Source organism: Idiomarina aquatica, from assembly GCF_003987185.1.
In the GTDB taxonomy this organism is placed as follows: domain Bacteria; phylum Pseudomonadota; class Gammaproteobacteria; order Enterobacterales; family Alteromonadaceae; genus Idiomarina; species Idiomarina aquatica.
In genome coordinates this window covers 571583-591629 of record NZ_PIPS01000001.1, presented here as the reverse complement: position 1 = coordinate 591629, position 20047 = coordinate 571583, and the positions used below count along the sequence as shown (strand labels likewise).

Genomic DNA, 20047 nt, shown 5'->3' with positions numbered 1-20047 from the left:
ACCTCCTAGTCTTTGCGCGGACCGGCAATTAACGCACCGGCAGCACCGCGTTCCGCATCGGCAAACTCATGGTCAACCAGCTTATAGACGCCTTCTTCCGGCACGATAAAGTCCATGGTGGCGCTGTTGCTGGCACCCAGCAGCACGGTTTGCATGCCGTACCATTCGTTTCGCGGATCGCCTTCGTACCAGACGCGGTCAAAAATGGCACCGATCACGTGGAAGCTGGAAGTACCTGACGGGCCAGCATTCAACACATGCAGACGCACGCGGTCACCTTCGTTAGCGCGCAGCGGGGTATCGCTCAGCGCACCGACATGGCCGTTAAAGGTGACATGGCTTGGGTCACGAGCCAGTGCGGCACTGTGGTTGTAAATGTACTGACCGTTCGTTTCTTCCAGATAATGCTCGGACTGCACCAGCACGTACTCGTGGTCGACATCGTCATCGGTCGGATAACCGTCTTTCGGTGACACCACAACGGCGCCGTACTGACCCATCGCCGTGTGCATTAACACGCTGGAGGTTCCGCAGTGATACATATAAGTGCCCGGGTAGTTGGCAATCCATTCAAACTCGATGGTTTCGCCCGGCGAAATGGTCCGCCATTTGTCTTCGGCCGCTACCGTACCGCTGTGGAAGTCCATGGAGTGCGGCATTGGGTTAACCACCGGCTTGTTGTTCTGATACAGGTTGGCCTGCAATTGGCTGAAGAACGGGGCGCCGTCTTTCACCGGCTCGGTGATCACCACTTCTTTGTCGGAGCGGTTTTTCATTTTGAACACCACGCGGTCACCCTCGCGGACGTGCAACACCGGCCCTGGTACGGTACCGCCGAAGGTCCATGCGGAATAGCTCACGCCCGGTGCGACTTCGACCTGTTGTGAGAACACATCAACGCGCACGTCATGGGTCTTATTACCGACATAATCCAGTTTCGCCAAATGAGGTACCGCGGTTAAATACTCACCTACCACCGCCGGGCCATTGTAGTCTTCGCGGTAAACCTTGGCTTCCGGTAAACCGTACACGCGGCCGTCGATGACGTATTCGCTGTCGTGCACTAAGGTCGGCTTGCTGTCATTGGCATAGCTGGCTGGAACAACGGCTGCCAGTAACGCAGCAGTAAGAGCGGATAAAGCGATTGTTTTCATGATGACATTCCTTTCGTCGTTGAAAAAATAACCAAAAGTTGATTTAGCGCAAAGACGCTACCGCGCCGGCATCGGTTTTTTCCTGGCCACCGGCTAAGTCCAGATTGATGTAGTTGGCAATGGCCGCCACATCGTCATTGCTGAGGTAGTTCATTGGCGGCATAAAGCCGTTGTAAGTAACACCGTTAACCTCCAGCGCACCGGATTTACCTTTCAGCACCGCGTCGATGATGCGTTGTGGCTGATCGACCAGGTTGGGGTTACCGGCCAGCGGCGGGAACACACCGCTCAAGCCTTTACCGCCGGCCTGGTGACAGGCCTGACAATGCTTGGCAAACAGCGCTTTACCGTCGGCAGCGGCAGCCGGTGCCGGCAGAACCGTAAGCAGGCCCATGGCGCAGACAGAAGCAACAGCAAGAAAGCGAAATAATTTCGGAGATTGACTCATGATGACACCTTTAAGGTTGTTCAAAAGATGTCATTAAAATGACGCCGTTATGCGCATTTGGCGAGTGAAATGAAGGAGTATTCCGGGGCTACTCCCAAGGGGATAATGGCGATTATTCAACAAATCTATTACATTTAACAGCTTTCGCATGATAATCTAGCTTAAATGAATAATCATTCATTGGAGCTTTGTATGAGTTTGTATCAGCATGACGACGTGCGCGATAACTGTGGCTTCGGCTTAATTGCCGACATCAACGGCGCTGCCCGTCATGACCTCATCAGTACCGCCGTAACCGGACTGGACCGTATGCAACACCGTGGCGGTATTGGCGCCGACGGTAAAACCGGCGACGGCTGTGGGCTGTTGCTGCAGATGCCGGAGCAGTTTTTCCGCGATTACGCCAAAGCCCAGGGTTGGGGATTGAGTAAAAAGTTTGCTGTCGGTACGGTGTTTTTTGCCCGCAACCGCGACCAGCGCGAAGCCGCCCGTACCCTGATCCAACAGGAATTGCAGAAAGAAACCCTCGAAGTAACCGGCTGGCGTAAGGTGCCGACCAACAACGACGTGCTCGGTGAGGGCGCCAAACAATCAGAACCGGTGATCGAACAAGTACTGGTGTCGGCGCCGCCGGGGTGGCGTAAAAAAGACATCGAACGACGGCTGTACATGGCCCGTCGCCGCGTCGAAAAGCACATCAGCGACCCGGATACCCTCTACATTGCTTCGCTGTCCAGCTTGTTGCTGGTTTACAAAGGGCTGATGATGGCCGGTGATCTGCCGCGCTACTTTCCGGATCTGGCCGATCCGGCGTTAAAAACCAGCATTTGTCTGTTTCATCAGCGCTTTTCCACCAATACCCAGCCGCGCTGGCACTTAGCACAGCCGTTCCGCTTTCTTGCCCACAACGGCGAAATCAACACCATCCGCGGTAACCGCCAGTGGGCCAAAGCCCGTGCTTACAAGTTGCAGACCCCGTTGTTGCCGGATTTACAGGACGCAGCCCCGATCGTGGCCATGAGCGGCTCCGACTCGGCGTCACTGGATAACATGCTGGAACTGCTGCTGGCCGGCGGTATGGATCTGTTCCGCGCCATGCGGTTGCTGATCCCGCCGGCGTGGCAGGGCGATAACACCATGAGCGAAGAAATGCGCGCCTTCTATCAATTTAACGCGCTGCACATGGAACCCTGGGACGGTCCGGCCGGGGTGGTCATGAGCAACGGCCGGCACGTCGCCTGCTGTCTTGACCGAAACGGTTTGCGCCCGGCGCGCTATGTACTGACCAACGACGGGGTACTGACCATCGCCTCGGAAGTGGGCATTTGGGATTACGACGAGCGCAACGTGCAGGAAAAAGGGCGCCTTGGTCCCGGCCAGATGATGGCGGTGGACACCTACACCGGTCGCATTTGGTATAACCAGGCCATCGAAGACGAATTAAAGGACCGCCACCCCTACCGCCAATGGCTGGATCAGCACCGCCGTACGCTGTTGCCGTTTGAACGTTGCAGTGCCGATAAAATCGGTGAGCGCTTGTACGACGACAAAATGATGAAGGTGTTGCACAAAGCCAACCTCTATACCGAGGAAGAGCTGCAGCAGGTGGTCGCGGTACTGGCCAAAGACGCTCAGGAAGCGGTGGGTTCGATGGGCGATGATACCCCCACGGCGGTGCTGTCGCAGCAACCGCGGCTGCTGTACGACTTTTTCCGTCAACAGTTTGCCCAGGTGACCAACCCGGCCATCGACCCGATTCGGGAACGTCACGTGATGTCGCTGGCAACCATCATCGGCCGCGAGCACAATGTGTTTAACGAAGCCTCCGGTGACGCCGACCGGGTGGCGTTCGAATCGCCGATCCTGATGTACACGGATCTCAAGCAACTGCGCGAGATGGACCCGACCCATTACAAACACAAAACCCTGTCGCTGGCGTTCGGTGCCGGTCAGGAAGGGTGCGCCGATGACTTACAAGGTGCGGTGACGCAATTAATTGAAAGCGCTATCACGGCGGTTCGCGACGAGCAGGTGGTCATCGTGATTCTTTCCGACCGCGATTTGCAGCAAGGTCAGTTAATGATCCCGGCGGCGATGGCGGTGGGCGCGGTTCAGCAGGCGCTGGTGGATAACAACCTGCGCTGTGACTCCAACATCATCATCGAAACCGCCAGTGCCCGCGATCCGCACCACATGGCAGTGTTGCTGGGGCTGGGCGCGACCGCGGTGTACCCGTATCTGGCCTATGAAACCGTCGAGCAGCTGGTGCAACAGCGGCGGCTGGATCTGGAACTGCAGCAGGCGCTGATCAATTACCGCAACGGCCTCAATAAAGGCTTGCTGAAAATTCTCTCAAAAATGGGTATTTCCACCATTGCCGGTTATCGCGGCGCCTCGCTGTTTGAGGTGGTCGGCCTTGATCAACAGGTGCGTGAGCTGTGTTTTGCCAACGCCCCGGCACGCATCGGTGGTGCGACCTTCAGCGATCTGCAGCAGGATCTGCAACAGGTGTATCAGCGCGCCTGGCTGCATCGCAAACCGCTGCCGCAGGGCGGCCTGCTCAAATACGTCCACGGCGGTGAATACCACGCCTACAATCCGGATGTGGTGATGAGCCTGCAAAAAGCCGTCGCCAGCGGCAATCAGCAGGACTACGACACCTACGCCAAACTGGTGAACGAGCGCCCGGTCACCCACCTGCGCGATTTGCTGGCGCTTGATCGCAGCGCCTGCCAGCCGATTGAGCTAAACCGGGTAGAGCCGAAAGAACAATTGTTCCAGCGTTTCGACACCGCCGCCATGTCGATTGGCGCGCTCAGTGCCGAAGCCCACGAGGCGCTCGCCATTGCCATGAATAAAATCGGCGGCCATTCTAACTCCGGCGAGGGCGGTGAAGATCCAAAACGCTTCAACAGCCTGAAAAACTCGCGCATCAAACAGGTTGCTTCGGGTCGTTTCGGCGTTACACCGCATTACCTGATCAATGCCGACGTAATTCAAATAAAAGTCGCCCAGGGCGCCAAGCCGGGCGAAGGCGGTCAGTTGCCGGGCGAAAAGGTCACCGCGGAAATCGCGCAACTGCGCTACGCGGTACCGGGCACCACGCTGATTTCGCCGCCACCGCATCACGATATTTATTCCATCGAGGATTTAGCGCAGCTGATTTTCGACCTCAAACAAGTCAATCCCGACGCTCTGGTCAGCGTTAAGCTGGTTTCAACGCCGGGTATTGGCACCATCGCCACCGGTGTGGCCAAAGCTTATGCCGATCTCATTACTGTCTCGGGCTACGACGGCGGCACCGGTGCCAGTCCGCTGACCTCGGTAAAATACGCCGGTTCGCCGTGGGAACTGGGGCTGGCCGAAGTGCATCAGGCACTGGTGACCAATAACCTGCGCCACAAAATTCGCCTGCAGGTGGACGGCGGCTTAAAAACCGGTGTCGATATTGTCAAGGCAGCCATCCTGGGTGCCGAGAGCTTTGGCTTTGGTACCGCGCCGATGATCGCGCTCGGGTGTAAGTACTTACGTATCTGCCACCTGAATAACTGTGCCACCGGTGTGGCGACGCAGGACGAAACTCTGCGCAAAGAATTTTTCCGCGGGCTGCCGGAGCGGGTGATTACCTTGTTCGAATTTGTCGCAGAAGAAGTGCGTCAGATCCTCGCCGAACTCGGCCTCAGCAAACTGACCGACGCCATTGGCCGTACCGACTTGCTCAAACGCCTGTCCGGCGACACCTTGCGTCAGCAACAGCTGGATCTCAGCCCGCTGCTGGCGGCGGCCGGCAGCAGCTCGGCGCACAGTCTGTATTGCAGCGAGAGTAATCCGCCGTACGACAGCGGCGCTTTAAACCAACGGCTGCTGGCGCTGACGCAGGATGCCATCGAGCAACGCAGCGGCGGCAGTTGGTCATTGCCGATCCGCAATGACGACCGCTCCGTCGGAGCGCGGGTGTCCGGCTTTATCGCCTCACGGCACGGTAACCAGGGCATGGCCGCGGCGCCCATCACTCTGGACTTTACCGGTACCGCAGGGCAAAGCTTCGGTGCCTTTAATGCCGGCGGCCTGAAGCTGCGGCTAAGCGGCGACGCCAACGATTACGTCGGTAAAGGCATGGCCGGCGGGCTTATCGTCATCAAGCCAGCGGCCGGTGTGCGTTACCCGAGCCAACAGGCGACCATCATGGGGAACACCTGCCTGTACGGTGCCACCGGGGGTAAACTCTACGCCGCCGGCTGTGCCGGAGAACGCTTTGCGGTGCGCAACTCCGGTGCCACCGCGGTCGTGGAAGGCATTGGTGACAACGGCTGCGAATACATGACCGGCGGTATCGTCGTTGTGCTCGGCAGTTGCGGCATCAACTTCGGTGCCGGCATGACCGGTGGTTTCGCCTATCTGCGCGACAGTGACGGCGATCTGCACCGCCGTCTGAACCACGAACTGGTGGAAGCCGTAGCTGTTGACGCCCCCATCATCAAAGAACATTTACGCGGTTTGATCCACGAACACCATGAAGCCACCGGCAGCGCTTATTCGCAGCAACTGCTGCAGGATTTCGAACACGTGGTCAGCGAGTTTTACATCGTCAAACCGAAAAGTGCCAACATTAAGGAGTTACTCGGCCATCGTGCACGCTCCACCGCAGAACTACGGGTCGAGGTGATGTAATGAACAAGAACATCTATCAGTTTTTAGACGTACAGCGAATCGATCCGCCCAAGCACCCGGTTGACGAGCGGCGCATCGACTTTAAGGAAATCTACGAGCCAATGTCCGAACGCCAGTTGCAGGGTCAGGCCGACCGCTGTCTGGACTGCGGCAACCCCTATTGTGAATGGCAGTGCCCGGTACACAATTACATTCCGCAATGGCTGCAACTGGCCAATGAAGGGCGGGTGCTGGAAGCCGCCGAGCTGATGCACAAAACCAATTCTTTACCGGAAGTGTGCGGTCGCGTCTGCCCGCAGGATCGCCTCTGCGAGGGTGCCTGCACACTCAATGACGGCTTTGGTGCGGTTACCATCGGCAGCATCGAAAAGCAAATGGTGGACGAAGCCTTTGCCCAGGGCTGGCGGCCGGATCTCTCCGAGGTTGAGCCGCGTCCGGAAAACGTCGCCATCATCGGTGCCGGCCCTGCCGGACTGGCCTGTGCCGACGTATTGGCACGTAACGGCATCAAACCGGTGGTGTATGACCGCTACCCGGAAATCGGCGGCCTGCTGACCTATGGCATTCCGCCGTTTAAGCTGGATAAGTCGGTGATGACCTTGCGCCGCGAAATTTTCACCGACATGGGCATCGAGTTTAAGCTCGGTGTCGACGTCGGTCGGGATCTTGATTTTGCGGACCTGCTGCAGCAGCATGACGCGGTATTTCTCGCACTCGGCACCTACAAAGCGCTGGACGGCCGTTTGCAGGGGCTGGATACGCCCGGCGTCTATCCGGCCTTACCGTTTTTGATCGGCAACACCCAACGCTTACTGCAACAGCAAATGAGTGAGTACCCGCTGATTGACGTCAACAACGAACAGGTGGTGGTGCTGGGCGGTGGTGATACCGCCATGGACTGTGTGCGCACCTCCATTCGGCAGGGCGCCCGCTCGGTGGTCTGTGCCTACCGCCGCGACGAGCAGAACATGCCCGGTTCGCGCCGTGAAGTGCAAAATGCCCGTGAAGAAGGCGTGCAGTTTGAATTTAATCTGCAACCGCTGGAAATCGTCAAAGGCGATGATGGCCGTGTCAGCGGCGTGCGCATGGTAAAAACCGAACTGGGGCCGGCGGATGAAGACGGTCGGCGGCGGCCGCAGCCGGTCTCCGGTTCCGAATTTGTGATGCCCGCCAGCGCCGTCATCATTGCCTTTGGGTATCAGCCCAACCCGCCGGCGTGGCTGGCCGAACACGGCGTTAAGCTGAGCGACTGGGGCACCGTCATTGCCACCGGCGACAGCGAATTCGGTATGCAGACCAGTAACCCGAAAATCTTTGCCGGCGGTGATATGGTGCGCGGCGCCGACCTGGTGGTCACCGCCATCGCTGAAGGGCGCACCGCCGCCGAAGGCATCCTCGACTGGCTCGATCAGGCACCGCGCTAAGTCATTGCTATTGCCCCGGCTTTGCGCTATTTTCGGGGCATGAACATATTAGCGATTGGTTACGGCGACATAGCACAACGTGCGGCGCGGCTGCTGACAGCAGACGGGCATGACGTGGTGGGCGTTTGTCGCCACCCTGACAATAAACCGCACATCAACGGCGTCGAGCTGATCGCCGCCGATGCCGGTAACGAGCAGGATCTGAAAAAACTGCTCTACCGGCGCGAATACGGTGCCATTCTGGTGACCCTGACGCCGTCGGAATACAGCGCCGAAGGCTATCGTCAGGGTTACGTGGTGCCGTGCCGGCATTTGCAGCACGTCATCAACGGGCTGGACTACTCACCGTATGTCATTTATCTGTCCAGCACCGGCGTTTATGGCCAGCAAAAGGGCGAATGGGTGGACGAAGACTCGCCGACCAAGCCCGACAGTGACGCCGGTAAGATGCTGTTGCAGGCGGAGCGGCTGATCGCCGATTTACCGGTCACCAGCACCATTTTGCGCTGCAGCGGTATTTACGGCGAGGGGCGGGACTTTCTGCTGCGGCAATTGCAACAACACAACGTGACTCTGCGCGACAGCTGGACCAACCGCATTCATCAGGACGATGTCGCGCGCTTTATTGAGTTCATCGTTAAGAATCCCGAGAAACGCGCGCCACTCTACCTGCTCAGCGACGACGCCCCAACCAAACAGTACGAAGTGTACCAATGGCTGGCGCATCAACTGCAACTGGAAGTGTCCTCCGAGGTTGAACCGGGGCCGGGACCCAGAGGGTCCAAACGTTGCAACAACAAAAAACTGCGGGCCAGCGGTTTTAGCTTAAAACATCCCGACTTTAAAAGCGGCTACCAGGCAATGCTCAAGGATTCACTGTAGCGTTTATCCCGCCTACTGTTGCGTCTATAACTTTTATTAAAAATACGTATTAGTACGGATAGCGATTTTTCCTACAGCCCAATAGGATGGCCGCAATGCGGTAATCTGGAGCAGTAGGTCATGCGACTGAATAAAACCTTTTTAGCCTCTTATGCGCTGACCGCGGGCGTGCTCACAACACTGCTTGGCGTGATAGGCATTGTTGTTTCCTTTATTACGCCACTGTTCAATCAACTGCCGCTGTTCGACTTTTTTTCGGCGTTTACCGGTTTGCTGGTCGGTGGCGCACTGATTGCCGGTACCCTAAACATGCGTGCCTTACTGCGTCTGTGCGGTGCTCTCCTGCTACTGTACTCGCTGATGATGCTGTTCGGTGTGCTGCGCGATATCGACCCCGGCTACCATCAAATCCCGCCGTTAATGGCGCTTAATTTGGGCGTGCTGTCATTAAGTTTCCTCTGTTACCGGGCGTTCAAACACTGCTGGATGATCTGCGTGCCCAGCGCCTTATTCTGTACGCTGCTCGGTGTGTACTACGTGGTCAAGCTGTGGGCCTTCAATGACATCGTATCCGCGCAGTCGAACCTGTTTGAGGTGTCGGTGTACGGGCTGATGATGGTGGTCGTTGGGGTGACGCCGCTACTGTGGCATAAAATCGACGTTAGAAACGCCCGCCTAACCTGGCGCGCCAGTTCGGCAGCCATCATTGCGGTCTGTACCTGTGTGGCCGGCCTGTGGTTTTATCAGTCTGGTTCATTACTGCAGTCGCTGGAGCAGCGCGGCCGGGTGTCGGCCGAGCAGACCGGGCGCGCGATCAATACCGCGTTCACGAACCATTACGGCACCCTCAGTCGGTTGGCCGAGCGGGTTATCGCAGCGCCACAACCGCGTTTTAACACACTGGTCGAAGAAAGCCAGCGCTTGTACGACGACTTCCCGCTGCTGGATGCGGTCATGTTGTTACAAGGCGATGACATTCGTTGGCACAGCGGCAGTAAAGCCGGTGCCAATTATGAGCACATCATGCAGCCGGAATTTCAGACCTGGCGGTTAAACCTCAGCGACCAAATCAGCATCGAGAACAGCTCCAACCGTCAGCATCGCAGTGTGGTGTTGGGGTTCCGGGCGGACGACGCGGGCGACCCGCTGCAAGCGCTGTATTTCTTCGATATGGAGCTGGTGCTCAGTAAACTGTCCGGCGATATGGCCGACGAATTCAGTAACGTCATCCGGTTACGTAATGACAGCCTGTTGTCCACCCGGTCGTTACCGGACAACAGTGAGGAACTGGAACGCATCATCAGCGACAGTACCGTGGTGGTGGAATACGCGTACAAACTCAGCAACGGCTACCCGTTGAGTCTTTATGCGGTATTGACTGACTACAGCAGCTTTCTACAGTCAATCCGGGTAAAACAACTGGTACTGTTAGCCGGCGCTATTTTTGCCACCATCATGGGCTTTGCACTGGCCAGTAACCGCCGCATTAAAGAGCAGGACGAAACGCTGACCAACCTTGCGACACGCGATGACGTAACGCAGCTGTACCGACGGCTGTTTATCGAAAAGCGCATCAACAGTTGCATGCAGGAATACGAGCAACCGGGTTGGGTGTTCTTTATCGACCTGGACGGTTTTAAACCCATCAACGACAGCCTTGGGTTTCGAATCGGTAACCTGGTGCTCAAGGAAGTTGCCCTGCGCTTAAGCGGTGACGCCGGTAAAGGGGTGTGGTTCGGGCGTTTCAGCAGCGACGAATTTATTGTTTTTGTCGAATATCGCGCCCGCTTTGACAGCCAGATTTACGCCAAAAACCTGCTGATGCGGGTGCGCGAGCGGCTGGTCATCGAAGAATTCTCGCTGTCGCTGACCGCCAGTATCGGCATTTATAAAATCGACAACTCTGAGCTCGACGCCAGTGAGGTCATCCAGCGCGCCGATGTTGCCATGAGCAGTGCCAAAGCCAGTGGCGGCAACAGCTATCGCACCTATCGTGAGTACATGGCACGCCATTACGAGCAAGCGCTGATGTTGCGTAACCAGTTACAGGACGCACTCGATCAGCGGCAAATCACCGTGCATTATCAGCCGATCATTAACGCCGCCAGTGGCCGTATCGAGTCGGTTGAGGCGTTAGCGCGCTGGCAGCGCAGTGACGGCCATTGGGTGTCACCGATGGTGTTTATTCCCATTGCCGAACAAACCGGGCAAATCATTCAGTTGGGCCGGCAAATTCAGGAGCAGGCGCTGCGGGAGATCAAACCGCTGTGCGAAGCCTATGGCGTATCGCTGGCCATCAACCTGTCATCGCAACAGTTTCAGCATAAAGCGGTACTGGCAGAACTGAACTCGCAAATCGAGCACGTGAAATTCCCATACGACAAGCTCCATCTGGAGCTGACCGAAAGCATCGCCTTAACCGACTTGCGGCTGATCAGCGACAAACTGGCACTGCTGCGCGAGCGCGGCGTGAAAATTGCCATCGATGACTTTGGTACCGGTTACTCGAGCCTGGCGTACATCAGCAAACTGCCGGTCGACATCATAAAGCTGGATCGCATATTTACCCGCGAAGTAACGTCGGCCAATGGTCATTATCCGCTGCTGGAGTCGATCCTGAGTCTGCTGAAGGCGGTCAACAAACACATCATCATCGAGGGCATCGAAACCGCCGAGCAAAAAGCCTTTTTCAGCAAGAAAGGCTGTGATGCGATGCAAGGGTATTACTTCAGTAAGCCTTGCGACCTTGAGTCTTTGAAGCAGCAGTTGATGTCTGTCAAATTGATAGATTTAGGGTAATGTTTCATCACTTTGTTGAGTATTGCAATATAATCGCTAATTGACTATGTTACTATTCTGTTAAATTATAGTGTCGTCAAAAGCTAAACATGCAAAAGCTGATCAATGAACTAAAACCGTTGGTTCACTCGAGGCGTTTTGAACAAGTATTCAATGAGAAAACATCACACCTCAGTGGTCCACAAAAATTACAGCTAAAGCTTCGTCTTAACGATTTGACCAAGCCTGCAAGCCAGGCAATCGATCTACGGCGCAAAGTGCCGGGTCCGATCGAAACCTATGAATACCAAGGACGTATTCACTTTCTTGACGACAAAGCAAAAGAGTTATTTGACCGAGGTATTAAGAAGAATTTTGGTGTTTATACTACCGAAACTTACCGTACCATAACGCAGTACGTGCGAGAACAGCAGCAAAAACGCATCAACAAACAGCGCGCCGACCATGACGGCAGTAAACTGGGCAGTTTCGTGCTGGGGCGCTATTACCGTCGCAGCGAAGAGCGCATGAACTTCGTCACCGATGTGGTGGTAAAAACCACCATCGACGGTAAGCCGGCTAAATTCAAAGCGGTCACCGTTGATATCTCATTGCAGGGCATGCAATTGAAGCTGCCCGGCACCATCCCGGTGCAAAAGCTGCAGCAGCAACGGGTGTCGGTGTACCACACCGGGCTGGCCTCCGAGTTTGTCTTTAACGGCACCCGCGCCTACGAATACCAGGTGCTCGGTACCCACAAAAAGGATAACCACAACTATTTACGACTGCGGCGGCGGGCGCTGGCCGGTGCTGATGCCCTGGATAAACTGCTCAGCGGCTTGCTCAACGGCTACAAATACCGCTACAAGGTGAACGTTGATCACGTCATCCACACGGTTCGCTCGAAAGGCCATGAAATGCAATGGCTGCAGGCGCAGCAGGGCATTCCGCTGGTGTTTAACGGCATGCCCGAAAAAGCCGCCTACGCGATAAAAACCCAGAGCAACCAGGATCTGCTCGAGCAGATTTGCCGCCAGCAGCCGTTGCTGTTTAATGGCCTCATCAACGAACGCTGGATACGCCTTAAACTGGCTAAGCTAAGAGGCCAGAGCGAGCAGACGCGGCTGCAAATACCGTTTTACTTTGTGCAGCTTCCGGTTAAAGGCGTATTGCGGCAGTTTGCCATCCCCGGCTCGGCCATGCGTCAGCAGCCGGCGATAAAAAACATCCTTGCCGGATTAAGCCGCGCCGGCTATCCGGTGCTGTCGCTGGTGTTAAGTGTTACCTATAGCCACATCGACAAATTCTTTGTCGGGCTACTGTCCGAGTTGGAGCTGCCGGCCTGGAAAACGGTCAAAAGCGCCGAGCTTAAGCTGGCGCCACTGCGCAACTACCAAATTTTTACCCAGGGCGTAAAAGCCACCAAAGTGGTCAGCGAACACCAGCGTTTGATCCAGCTCTATACCCAGTGCGGCCTATGCAATGCGCTGTTTGTGCATCAGGACCAGCATCTGCAACGCGACATCGGGCTGGCGGCGCTGATGCCGTTTAAACACGGGTTACCTAGTTGGTTCCAGAACCCCGAGCTGTGGCTGAGCAAAAGCCATAAGATCCTCGGCGGTGAAAAGTTCGAGCAGGAGTTGCTGCAGCGCCTTAACGATCTCAAACCCAGTGACAGCGCCAAAACCAAAACCCTGTTGCTGCGCCTCAGTCAGAGCGACGGTGATGAGGAACCGACCGTCAACGGTCGCTGGTTAAGTGATTTTGTCAGCTTTAACGAAGCCAGCCTGTACATGCAAAAACTCTATCAGCAGAAAAAGCTGTTGGCGGTAAACGTCGAGCTGTATCGCTGCAGCCGGCCGGCCATCAAAGTTTTGCGCGACGATCTAAACTACGTGCAAAGCTATCTGCCGCACCGTGCCAAAACCCTCGAGCGGCAGATCAAGTCCATCGACGCCGTCATCGGCGTGCAGGATGTGACAGCGCCGTTGCTGCGACTGGCCATGAGCGCGTAAGAAGCTTTTGTTTACTGGTCTTTTGGGTGGTTTTCTGATTATCGATACAACAGTGTGGACAAAACTTAGCATCATTAAACGTACTTTTGGCCAATTCAAGGGCGTGAAGTCCTGAATGGATATCGGCTAACCGCATTGGCATTTTTGCTTGTTTAACGAGCCGGCAAGTTGCAGTATGAATAAAGCGAGTTGGTATACCATTATCCGCCAATCCTGCGTTTATCTAATACTTCAGCATATTCAGGTTGAATCTCATAACCGATTTCAGTAACTCTATTTAGTTACTTTTAAGAGTGTTGATTAAACATTAAACGGTAGGTTGGCTATGGCGACGCCTCTTGCGGCGGTGATTACCGGCGATATTGTCGGTTCGCAGCTTTAATTCGCTTAACCTTATTGGCCGAGCAGGTGGGTGTCCGCCATAGTATCGCTGTGGGCGCCATCGATAAACTCCGCGACAACGTCAAAAGCTCAACCGGCGATGCTTTTGTCCGCTCTGGGAATCGGTTGGAACAAATGAAATCCGAGTTGTTTCAGTTTTCCTCGTCGCAACCTGAGTTAGAGCGGCATCTGAGCGTGACCATTAAGCTGTTTGATGCGCACCTGTCGTCGTTAACCAAAACCGAGGCACTGGTACTTTGCTGCTATTTGTCCCACCCTGATGAACCGCACAAGTCGCTGGCCGCGCGGCTTGGCAAAAGCCGGGTGAATACCACCAAGTTGTTAAACGCCAGTGCCTACAACGCCGTTGACGCCTACCTGACGTATGCCACGGCGTTGATCCAACAGGGCAACGCTTAATCTTCCTCAAACGCCTCGACCAGTGAGCGGAACTCCCGCAGCCGGGTTTTGATGGCTTTGACTTCGCCTTCGGTGTCGCGGCTGAGTTTGTTGGCACCGCGAACGTTGTCGTTTATCGACATCATGCTTTCTTTCACTTCCGATACCGCGCTGGTGTGCTGTTCGGCGGCTACCGCGATTTGCGTCATGCGGTCGTTGATGGCGGTCACGGCTTCGGACACTTCATACACCTGTTGTTCGGACTTGCGGCCTAATTCTCCGCATTCTTCGGCCAGTGCGCGCTGTTGATACATCTTCTCGCGCCAGGCACCCATGGCGGTGGTCATGCGATTAACCGTTGCTTCGATTTTATCCACCGCTTCCTGGGTTTTCTGCGATAGCGACCGGACTTCGTCGGCAACCACGGAGAAGCCGCGGCCATGTTCACCGGCGCGGGCACTTTCGATGGCGGCATTTAACGCCAGCAGGTTGGTTTGCTCGGCAATGGCGTCAATCTGCTCGCTGACCTCTTTGACCGAATCGGCGTTGCGCGACAGCTCTTCGGTTTGTTCGGCGCTGCGTGATACTTCCTCAACCAGGGTGGAAATTTTCTTGCTGCTGTCAGAGATAAAGCGCGCCGCGCTTTTGGTTTGCTCGCTGACTTCGCCGCAGGCGTTGGATGAGTCGTTGGCGTTCAGAGCGATTTCATCCACGGTCTGACCCATTTCTTCCATCGAGGCGGCGATCTGGTCGATTTCAGAAACGGTTTTTTCGGTGGCATCGGCGGTTTGCGCGGCGTTTTCTGCGGTGGTGTTGACGGATTCCGCCAGCACTTTGTTGCCTTCGTCCAGACGCGAGGTGAGTGCTAATAGCGACGAGTCACGCAGGGCGAGTTCGTACATGGCTTTACCCAGCGGTGATTCGCTGCCGAATATTCGGTGCTGGCTTTTGGCGGTGGCGCCGTCGGCCTGATCGAGGGCTTTTTCCCAGTGTTTATTACTGCGCAGCTTCAGCAGCGGTATCAAGGCCGCAATCAGTACCGGTATAAAGGTCAGCGGATGAATGAGCAGTGACGAGGCTACTGCTACGACGGCTACCAATGCCAGCAGTAAGGGCGTTTCCAGCCGGCTATAAAGGGCCTGGCCTTTACTGCGATAGACCTGACTGGCCTTTTCCGCGTGTTCCTGCTCGGCTTTGTACATCAGCCATTGGCTACCGGTGACTTTACCGCCACGGAAAATGGCGCGCACCAGCACATCAAACCAGACGGTGCCGCGGCCGGGAACTCGAAAGGGAATAATGGCACGCCACGGAACTTCGCGGCTTAGCGAGGTTTTTAGTTCGTCGAGGACGTAGTCGGGCAGTTGATCGGTGTCGAGTAGGCTGTTAAGGGGTTTTTTCAGCAGGGAGGCTTTATCCGTTTGCATTAACCCCTGTATGTTTTCCGGGCAGTAGGTCAGTTGATTATTCGTATCAAGGCTAAAAACAAAAACCGTATCCTCATCCCAATTGATGTGGTTATTCATAGTGTTGGCTTCCAAGTTTGTACTGGTAAACGATGAATACTTGAATAAACGCTACACCTGTTTTCGATTAAATCAACTGTAATATTCTAGTAATTAGAACGTTTAAAAACAGATTTTTCGCGACAAGCCTTGTGTGCGTTGGGGTCTGGACTTGCTGATTATTTACGTCGACTGACGTCATATTTCATCTGGATTACTTAAACTTCATACAGTTGTTAACAAAAGTCAAGTTATGGCTTGCGCCTAAGGCGCAAGCTACTGCGATGAGGTAACTTGCGCCGCGGGCTTAAGCTACGCATAATCGATTGCACCTTGTATAAGAGAAAAGGCAGTTAATTATGCGTTATTTAAAGAACCTGGCTATTGCGGCGAGCTTGTCGTTAAGCCTGCCGTTGACGGCATCGGCGCAGGACGCGCTGACCTATAAAGACCAACAAAAACTCCATGATATCGCGGCGGCGGTGCAGGCCGACCGCATCGAGAAGGACATCGAAAAGCTGGTGTCTTTTGGTACCCGCCATACCCTTTCTGAAACCGAATCCGACACCCGCGGCATTGGCGCGGCACGGCGTTGGATTTACGAAGAGTTTAAGCGCATTTCCGCCGACTGCGGTGGCTGTCTGGAAGTGATGTACGTCAGTGACATCATCGAAGGCGAAACGCGCATCCCCGAAGCTACCGAAGTGAAAAGCGTCATTGCTATTCAGCGCGGCAAGACCGACCCGGGTCGTTACGTGTTGATGTCCGGTGACATTGATTCGCGCGTCAGTGACGTGATGGATTACACCTCCGACGCTCCGGGTGCTAACGACAACGCCTCGGGCGTGGCCGGCACGCTGGAAGCGGCTCGGGTTCTGTCGCAGTACGAATTTGACGGCTCTATCGTTTACGCGGCGTTAGCCGGCGAAGAGCAGGGCCTGTTCGGCGGTAAGATCCTGGCCGAGAAAGCCAAACAGCAGAAGTGGCGTATTCACGCTGTGCTGAACAACGACATGATCGGCAACATCGAGGGCATTAACGGGGTGATCAACAACACCACCGCACGGATTTTTGCCGAAGGTACGCGGATGGATGAAACCGATCGTGAAGCGACGATGCGTCGCTTTTACGGCGGTGAAGTTGATTCACCGTCGCGTAATGTGGCCCGTTACATCGATTTAATGGCGGATCGCTACATTCCGAACCTGGACACCATGATTGTTTATCGCCTCGACCGTTTTGGCCGTGGTGGGCACCATCGCCCGTTTAATGATCTGGGCTATCCCGGTGTGCGTATTATGGAGACGAACGAAAATTACTACCGTCAGCACCAGGACTTACGTACCGAGAACGGCATTAAGTACGGTGACACCATCGACGGCGTTGATTTTGATTACGCCGCCAAGCTGACTGCCTTAAATGCGGTATCGCTGGCGGGCATGGCCTGGGCGCCGGAGCCACCGCAGAATGTGGATATCGAGGGCGCCGTACAGCCATCGACCACACTGAAGTGGGACGACGTGCGCGGACAGGACAATCTGGCCGGTTACAAGATTTACTGGCGTCTGACCTCGGAGCCGCAGTGGCAGTGGAGCCGCTTTGTCGGAGACGTGAATGAGTTTACGCTGGAGAATGTGGTGATTGATAATTACATTTTCGGAGTGGCCAGCGTCAGCAAGGACGGTTTTGAGAGTCCGGTGGTGTTCCCGGGACCCGCCGGTGAGTTCTCGATTGACTTTGAAGGAGAGGGCGATCAGTAATACTGAAAGCACGTTTCTACCGCTATCACGCGAGTGCACCGTCGGCTTTGAACTGGAATTTTCCGGGCTGTCGGTGCAAAGCACACTTGATACCCTGCAACAGCAGTTGCAGGGTCAAATCCAACGCGTATCGCTGGCCGAACGCACCATCACCCATTCCGAGCTTGGTGAATTTCAGATTGAGCTGGACTGGAGCTACCTGAAAAAACTGGCAAAAGAGCAAAGCGAAAGCGGCGAAAAAGCCTGGTTGCAGGACTTGCAGCAACTGGCGGAGAAAGTGGTGCCGCTGGAGGTGGTGTGTCCGCCGTTAACGCTGAGCCAGTGTGAACATCTGCCGCCGTTGGTGGACGCCTTGCGCCAGGCCGGCGCGCGCGGTACCGATGAGAGCTGGATTGCCGCTTATGGCGTGCACGTAAACGCCTCAGTGCCGATGAACGACGACGGGCATATTGAACCTGAGGTTATCCATCGCTATTTGCAGGCCTACGGACTGTTGCAGTGGTGGCTGTTTGATGCCCTGCAGGTGGATACCACCCGCAAAGTGAGTCCTTACATTGATAAGTATCCGGAGCGTTACCTGCGTTTGCTGATGGCACATGAGTCGGTAACCATGCCGCTGCTGATCAGTGATTATCTGGAGCATAACGCCTCACGAAACCGCGCACTGGATATGTTGCCGCTGTTTGCGCACATCGATCCGGACCGCGTGTTTGAGGTGGTCGGTGACGACAAAATCAACTCCCGGCCGACCTTTCATTACCGCTTGCCGAACTGCCATATCGAGCAGCCGGACTGGAATCTGACGGATTCCTGGAAAGGCTGGTGGGTGATTGAGCAACTGGCCAACGATGAACGCGCGCTGGCTTATTGGCGCGATGAATTTTTGGCGTTGAGCCGGCCGCTGATGGGGGTGGCCGAAACCGACTGGAAGCGGAGGATGCAGGCATGGCTGACCGACCGCGGGTGGTGGTAACCGGTAACGCCCGGCGCTGGTCGCCGTCCTGGTGGTGCACCTGGTTGGCCTTGCGGCTACTGGGCGCGCAACCGCTGCGCGTGAGTGTGCGCCATAGTCTTAGCCCGAGTGATGACATTGATGCCGTGATCATTGGCGGCGGTGATGACATCAGTCCCTCCCATTACGACCAGCCGCCGGAGCACGACGGTGAATACGACCCCGAGCGCGATGAGCTGGAGATACGCTGGATTAACTGGGCGCTGGCCGAACACAAACCGCTGCTCGGCATCTGCCGTGGTTCGCAGTTGATCAATGTGGTGTTAGGCGGCGCATTGAACCAAAATATCCGCCAGTTACGTAAATTGACCTATAACCGTCCGGGGCTGTTACCCACCAAACAGGTGCGGCTGGCCGATGACGCGCGGCTGGCGGCCATTTGTCGCAAGCCAAGGTTACGGGTTAACAGCCTGCATTCGCAGATTGTCAGCAAAACCGGCGAAGGCATGACCGCCGTCGGCTGGGATCTCGACGGTTTTATTCAGGCGTCCGAGCATAAGCAACGTGACGTAATCGGAGTTCAGTGGCATCCGGAGTATTTGTTTTATGTCCCGAGTCAGTTACGGCTTTTTCGCTGGTTGTTGGGTTGTCGTTAGTTTACTGCTCGTCAGTTGCTCGACGCCGGGCTATCAACCCACTAAACCCTGGCACACCGAACGTGGTTTTAAGAACTTACACGCCGAAAAAGAAAACGGCTTTTTTGATTATTGGTACATGCGCTGGTTCAGCGACGTCGACTGGCAGGATCAGGCCGAGCAAGCGCATTTGATCCCGACCGCCGAACCCAACATGGACGCGATTGAAGCGCCCGACCCGGACGTGCGTCAGGTGACCTGGATTGGGCATTCCACCTTTTTGCTGCAATATCAGGGGCTGACGGTACTGACCGACCCGATCTTCAGCGACCGCGCGTCGCCGGTGAGCTTCGCCGGGCCGACCCGGTTAACGCCGCTGCCGTTGCCGCTGGAGGCGTTGCCGCCAGTGGATGCGGTGGTGATTTCCCATGACCATTATGACCATTTGGATGAGGCCAGCATTAAGGCGCTGGGGCCGGATGTGCATTACTATGTGCCGCTGAAACTTAAGGGCTGGTTTTTAGAGCAGGGCATCGAGGCGGAGCGGGTGACCGAGCTGGACTGGTGGCAAAGTGCCAGTGACGGCGCGTTAGCCGTGCACTCCACACCCAGCCAGCACTGGTCCGGGCGCAGCCTTTGGGATCGCTTCGAAACGCTGTGGGCCAGCTACGTGATCGACATCGGCGACTGGCGGCTGTGGTTTGGCGGCGACACCGGCTACAACGAGTTTCAGTTTAAGGACATTGGCGAACGCTTTGGGCCGATCGATCTGGCGTTAAACCCGGTTGGTGCGTATTTGCCGCGCTGGTTTATGGAAATGCCGCACGTTGACCCGTATCAGGCTACGCTTATCCACCGCGATATCGGCGCCCGGCAAAGCGTTACCATGCACTGGGGCGCGTTTCAGTTAGCCGCCGAGGGCATTCAGCAGACGCTGGATGATATCGAGGCAGCCCGCGAAAAAAGTGGCTTGTCGCCGTCGGAGTTTCAGGTGATGGCGGTGGGGGAAACCAAATTCTTTTAACTTTTTTTGATCTAATCTG

Annotated in this window: 13 protein-coding genes; 10 read left to right on the top strand and 3 right to left on the bottom strand. The window is 55.7% G+C overall.

Annotation, left to right across the window (positions count from 1 at the left end; translation table 11 throughout):
• Positions 1-5: 5 nt before the first annotated feature.
• Positions 6-1154 carry a multicopper oxidase domain-containing protein gene (locus tag CWE23_RS02905; protein WP_126819382.1) on the bottom strand — a complete coding sequence of 383 codons (1149 nt, stop codon included), beginning with the start codon at positions 1152-1154 and terminating at the stop codon, positions 6-8.
• 43 nt (positions 1155-1197) lie between these two features.
• Entirely contained in the window at positions 1198-1602 is a 405-nt protein-coding gene (locus CWE23_RS02900; RefSeq protein WP_241970513.1) for a c-type cytochrome, read from the bottom strand.
• Between the two features lie 192 nt (positions 1603-1794).
• Here CWE23_RS02900 and gltB point away from each other — a divergent pair, with 192 nt between their 5' ends.
• From gltB to CWE23_RS02870, 6 genes are all read left to right on the top strand, one after another.
• Positions 1795-6273: a glutamate synthase large subunit gene (gene gltB, locus CWE23_RS02895; RefSeq protein ID WP_126819381.1), complete on the top strand. Its 4479-nt coding sequence runs from the start codon at positions 1795-1797 to the stop codon at positions 6271-6273.
• Complete coding sequence (locus tag CWE23_RS02890) at positions 6273-7697, top strand: FAD-dependent oxidoreductase (protein ID WP_126819379.1); 1425 nt, start codon at positions 6273-6275, stop codon at positions 7695-7697. The genes gltB and CWE23_RS02890 overlap by 1 nt, the downstream gene beginning before the upstream one ends.
• Before the next feature lie 39 nt (positions 7698-7736).
• Positions 7737-8579, top strand: a complete 843-nt coding sequence (locus CWE23_RS02885; protein ID WP_126819378.1) for an SDR family oxidoreductase — start codon at positions 7737-7739, stop codon at positions 8577-8579.
• Between the two features lie 120 nt (positions 8580-8699).
• Positions 8700-11378, top strand: coding sequence for a putative bifunctional diguanylate cyclase/phosphodiesterase (locus CWE23_RS02880; protein ID WP_126819376.1), 2679 nt, complete (start codon positions 8700-8702; stop codon positions 11376-11378).
• 89 nt (positions 11379-11467) lie between these two features.
• A complete protein-coding gene (locus tag CWE23_RS02875; RefSeq protein ID WP_126819374.1) occupies positions 11468-13372 on the top strand; it encodes a PilZ domain-containing protein in 1905 nt (634 codons plus the stop codon).
• A gap of 396 nt (positions 13373-13768) precedes the next feature.
• The gene (locus CWE23_RS02870; RefSeq protein ID WP_126819372.1) at positions 13769-14173 is read left to right on the top strand and encodes a hypothetical protein; all 405 of its coding nucleotides are present in this window, start codon (positions 13769-13771) and stop codon (positions 14171-14173) included.
• On the opposite strand, the gene CWE23_RS02865 is transcribed toward CWE23_RS02870, so the two are convergent.
• Entirely contained in the window at positions 14170-15678 is a 1509-nt protein-coding gene (locus CWE23_RS02865; protein ID WP_126819370.1) for a methyl-accepting chemotaxis protein, read from the bottom strand. The genes CWE23_RS02870 and CWE23_RS02865 overlap by 4 nt on opposite strands.
• A 338-nt stretch (positions 15679-16016) precedes the next feature.
• On the opposite strand from CWE23_RS02865, the gene CWE23_RS02860 reads away from it, so the two are divergent.
• From CWE23_RS02860 to CWE23_RS02845, 4 genes are read left to right on the top strand one after another with little or no spacing between them, the layout of a single operon-like run.
• Positions 16017-17417 carry a M28 family metallopeptidase gene (locus CWE23_RS02860; RefSeq protein WP_126819369.1) on the top strand — a complete coding sequence of 467 codons (1401 nt, stop codon included), beginning with the start codon at positions 16017-16019 and terminating at the stop codon, positions 17415-17417.
• The gene (locus tag CWE23_RS02855; RefSeq protein ID WP_241970512.1) at positions 17377-18390 is read left to right on the top strand and encodes an amidoligase family protein; all 1014 of its coding nucleotides are present in this window, start codon (positions 17377-17379) and stop codon (positions 18388-18390) included. Before CWE23_RS02860 ends, CWE23_RS02855 begins: the two co-directional genes overlap by 41 nt.
• Positions 18363-19025, top strand: a complete 663-nt coding sequence (locus CWE23_RS02850; protein ID WP_105305905.1) for a gamma-glutamyl-gamma-aminobutyrate hydrolase family protein — start codon at positions 18363-18365, stop codon at positions 19023-19025. The genes CWE23_RS02855 and CWE23_RS02850 overlap by 28 nt, the downstream gene beginning before the upstream one ends.
• Complete coding sequence (locus CWE23_RS02845) at positions 18976-20028, top strand: MBL fold metallo-hydrolase (RefSeq protein ID WP_126819367.1); 1053 nt, start codon at positions 18976-18978, stop codon at positions 20026-20028. Before CWE23_RS02850 ends, CWE23_RS02845 begins: the two co-directional genes overlap by 50 nt.
• Positions 20029-20047 lie beyond the last annotated feature (19 nt).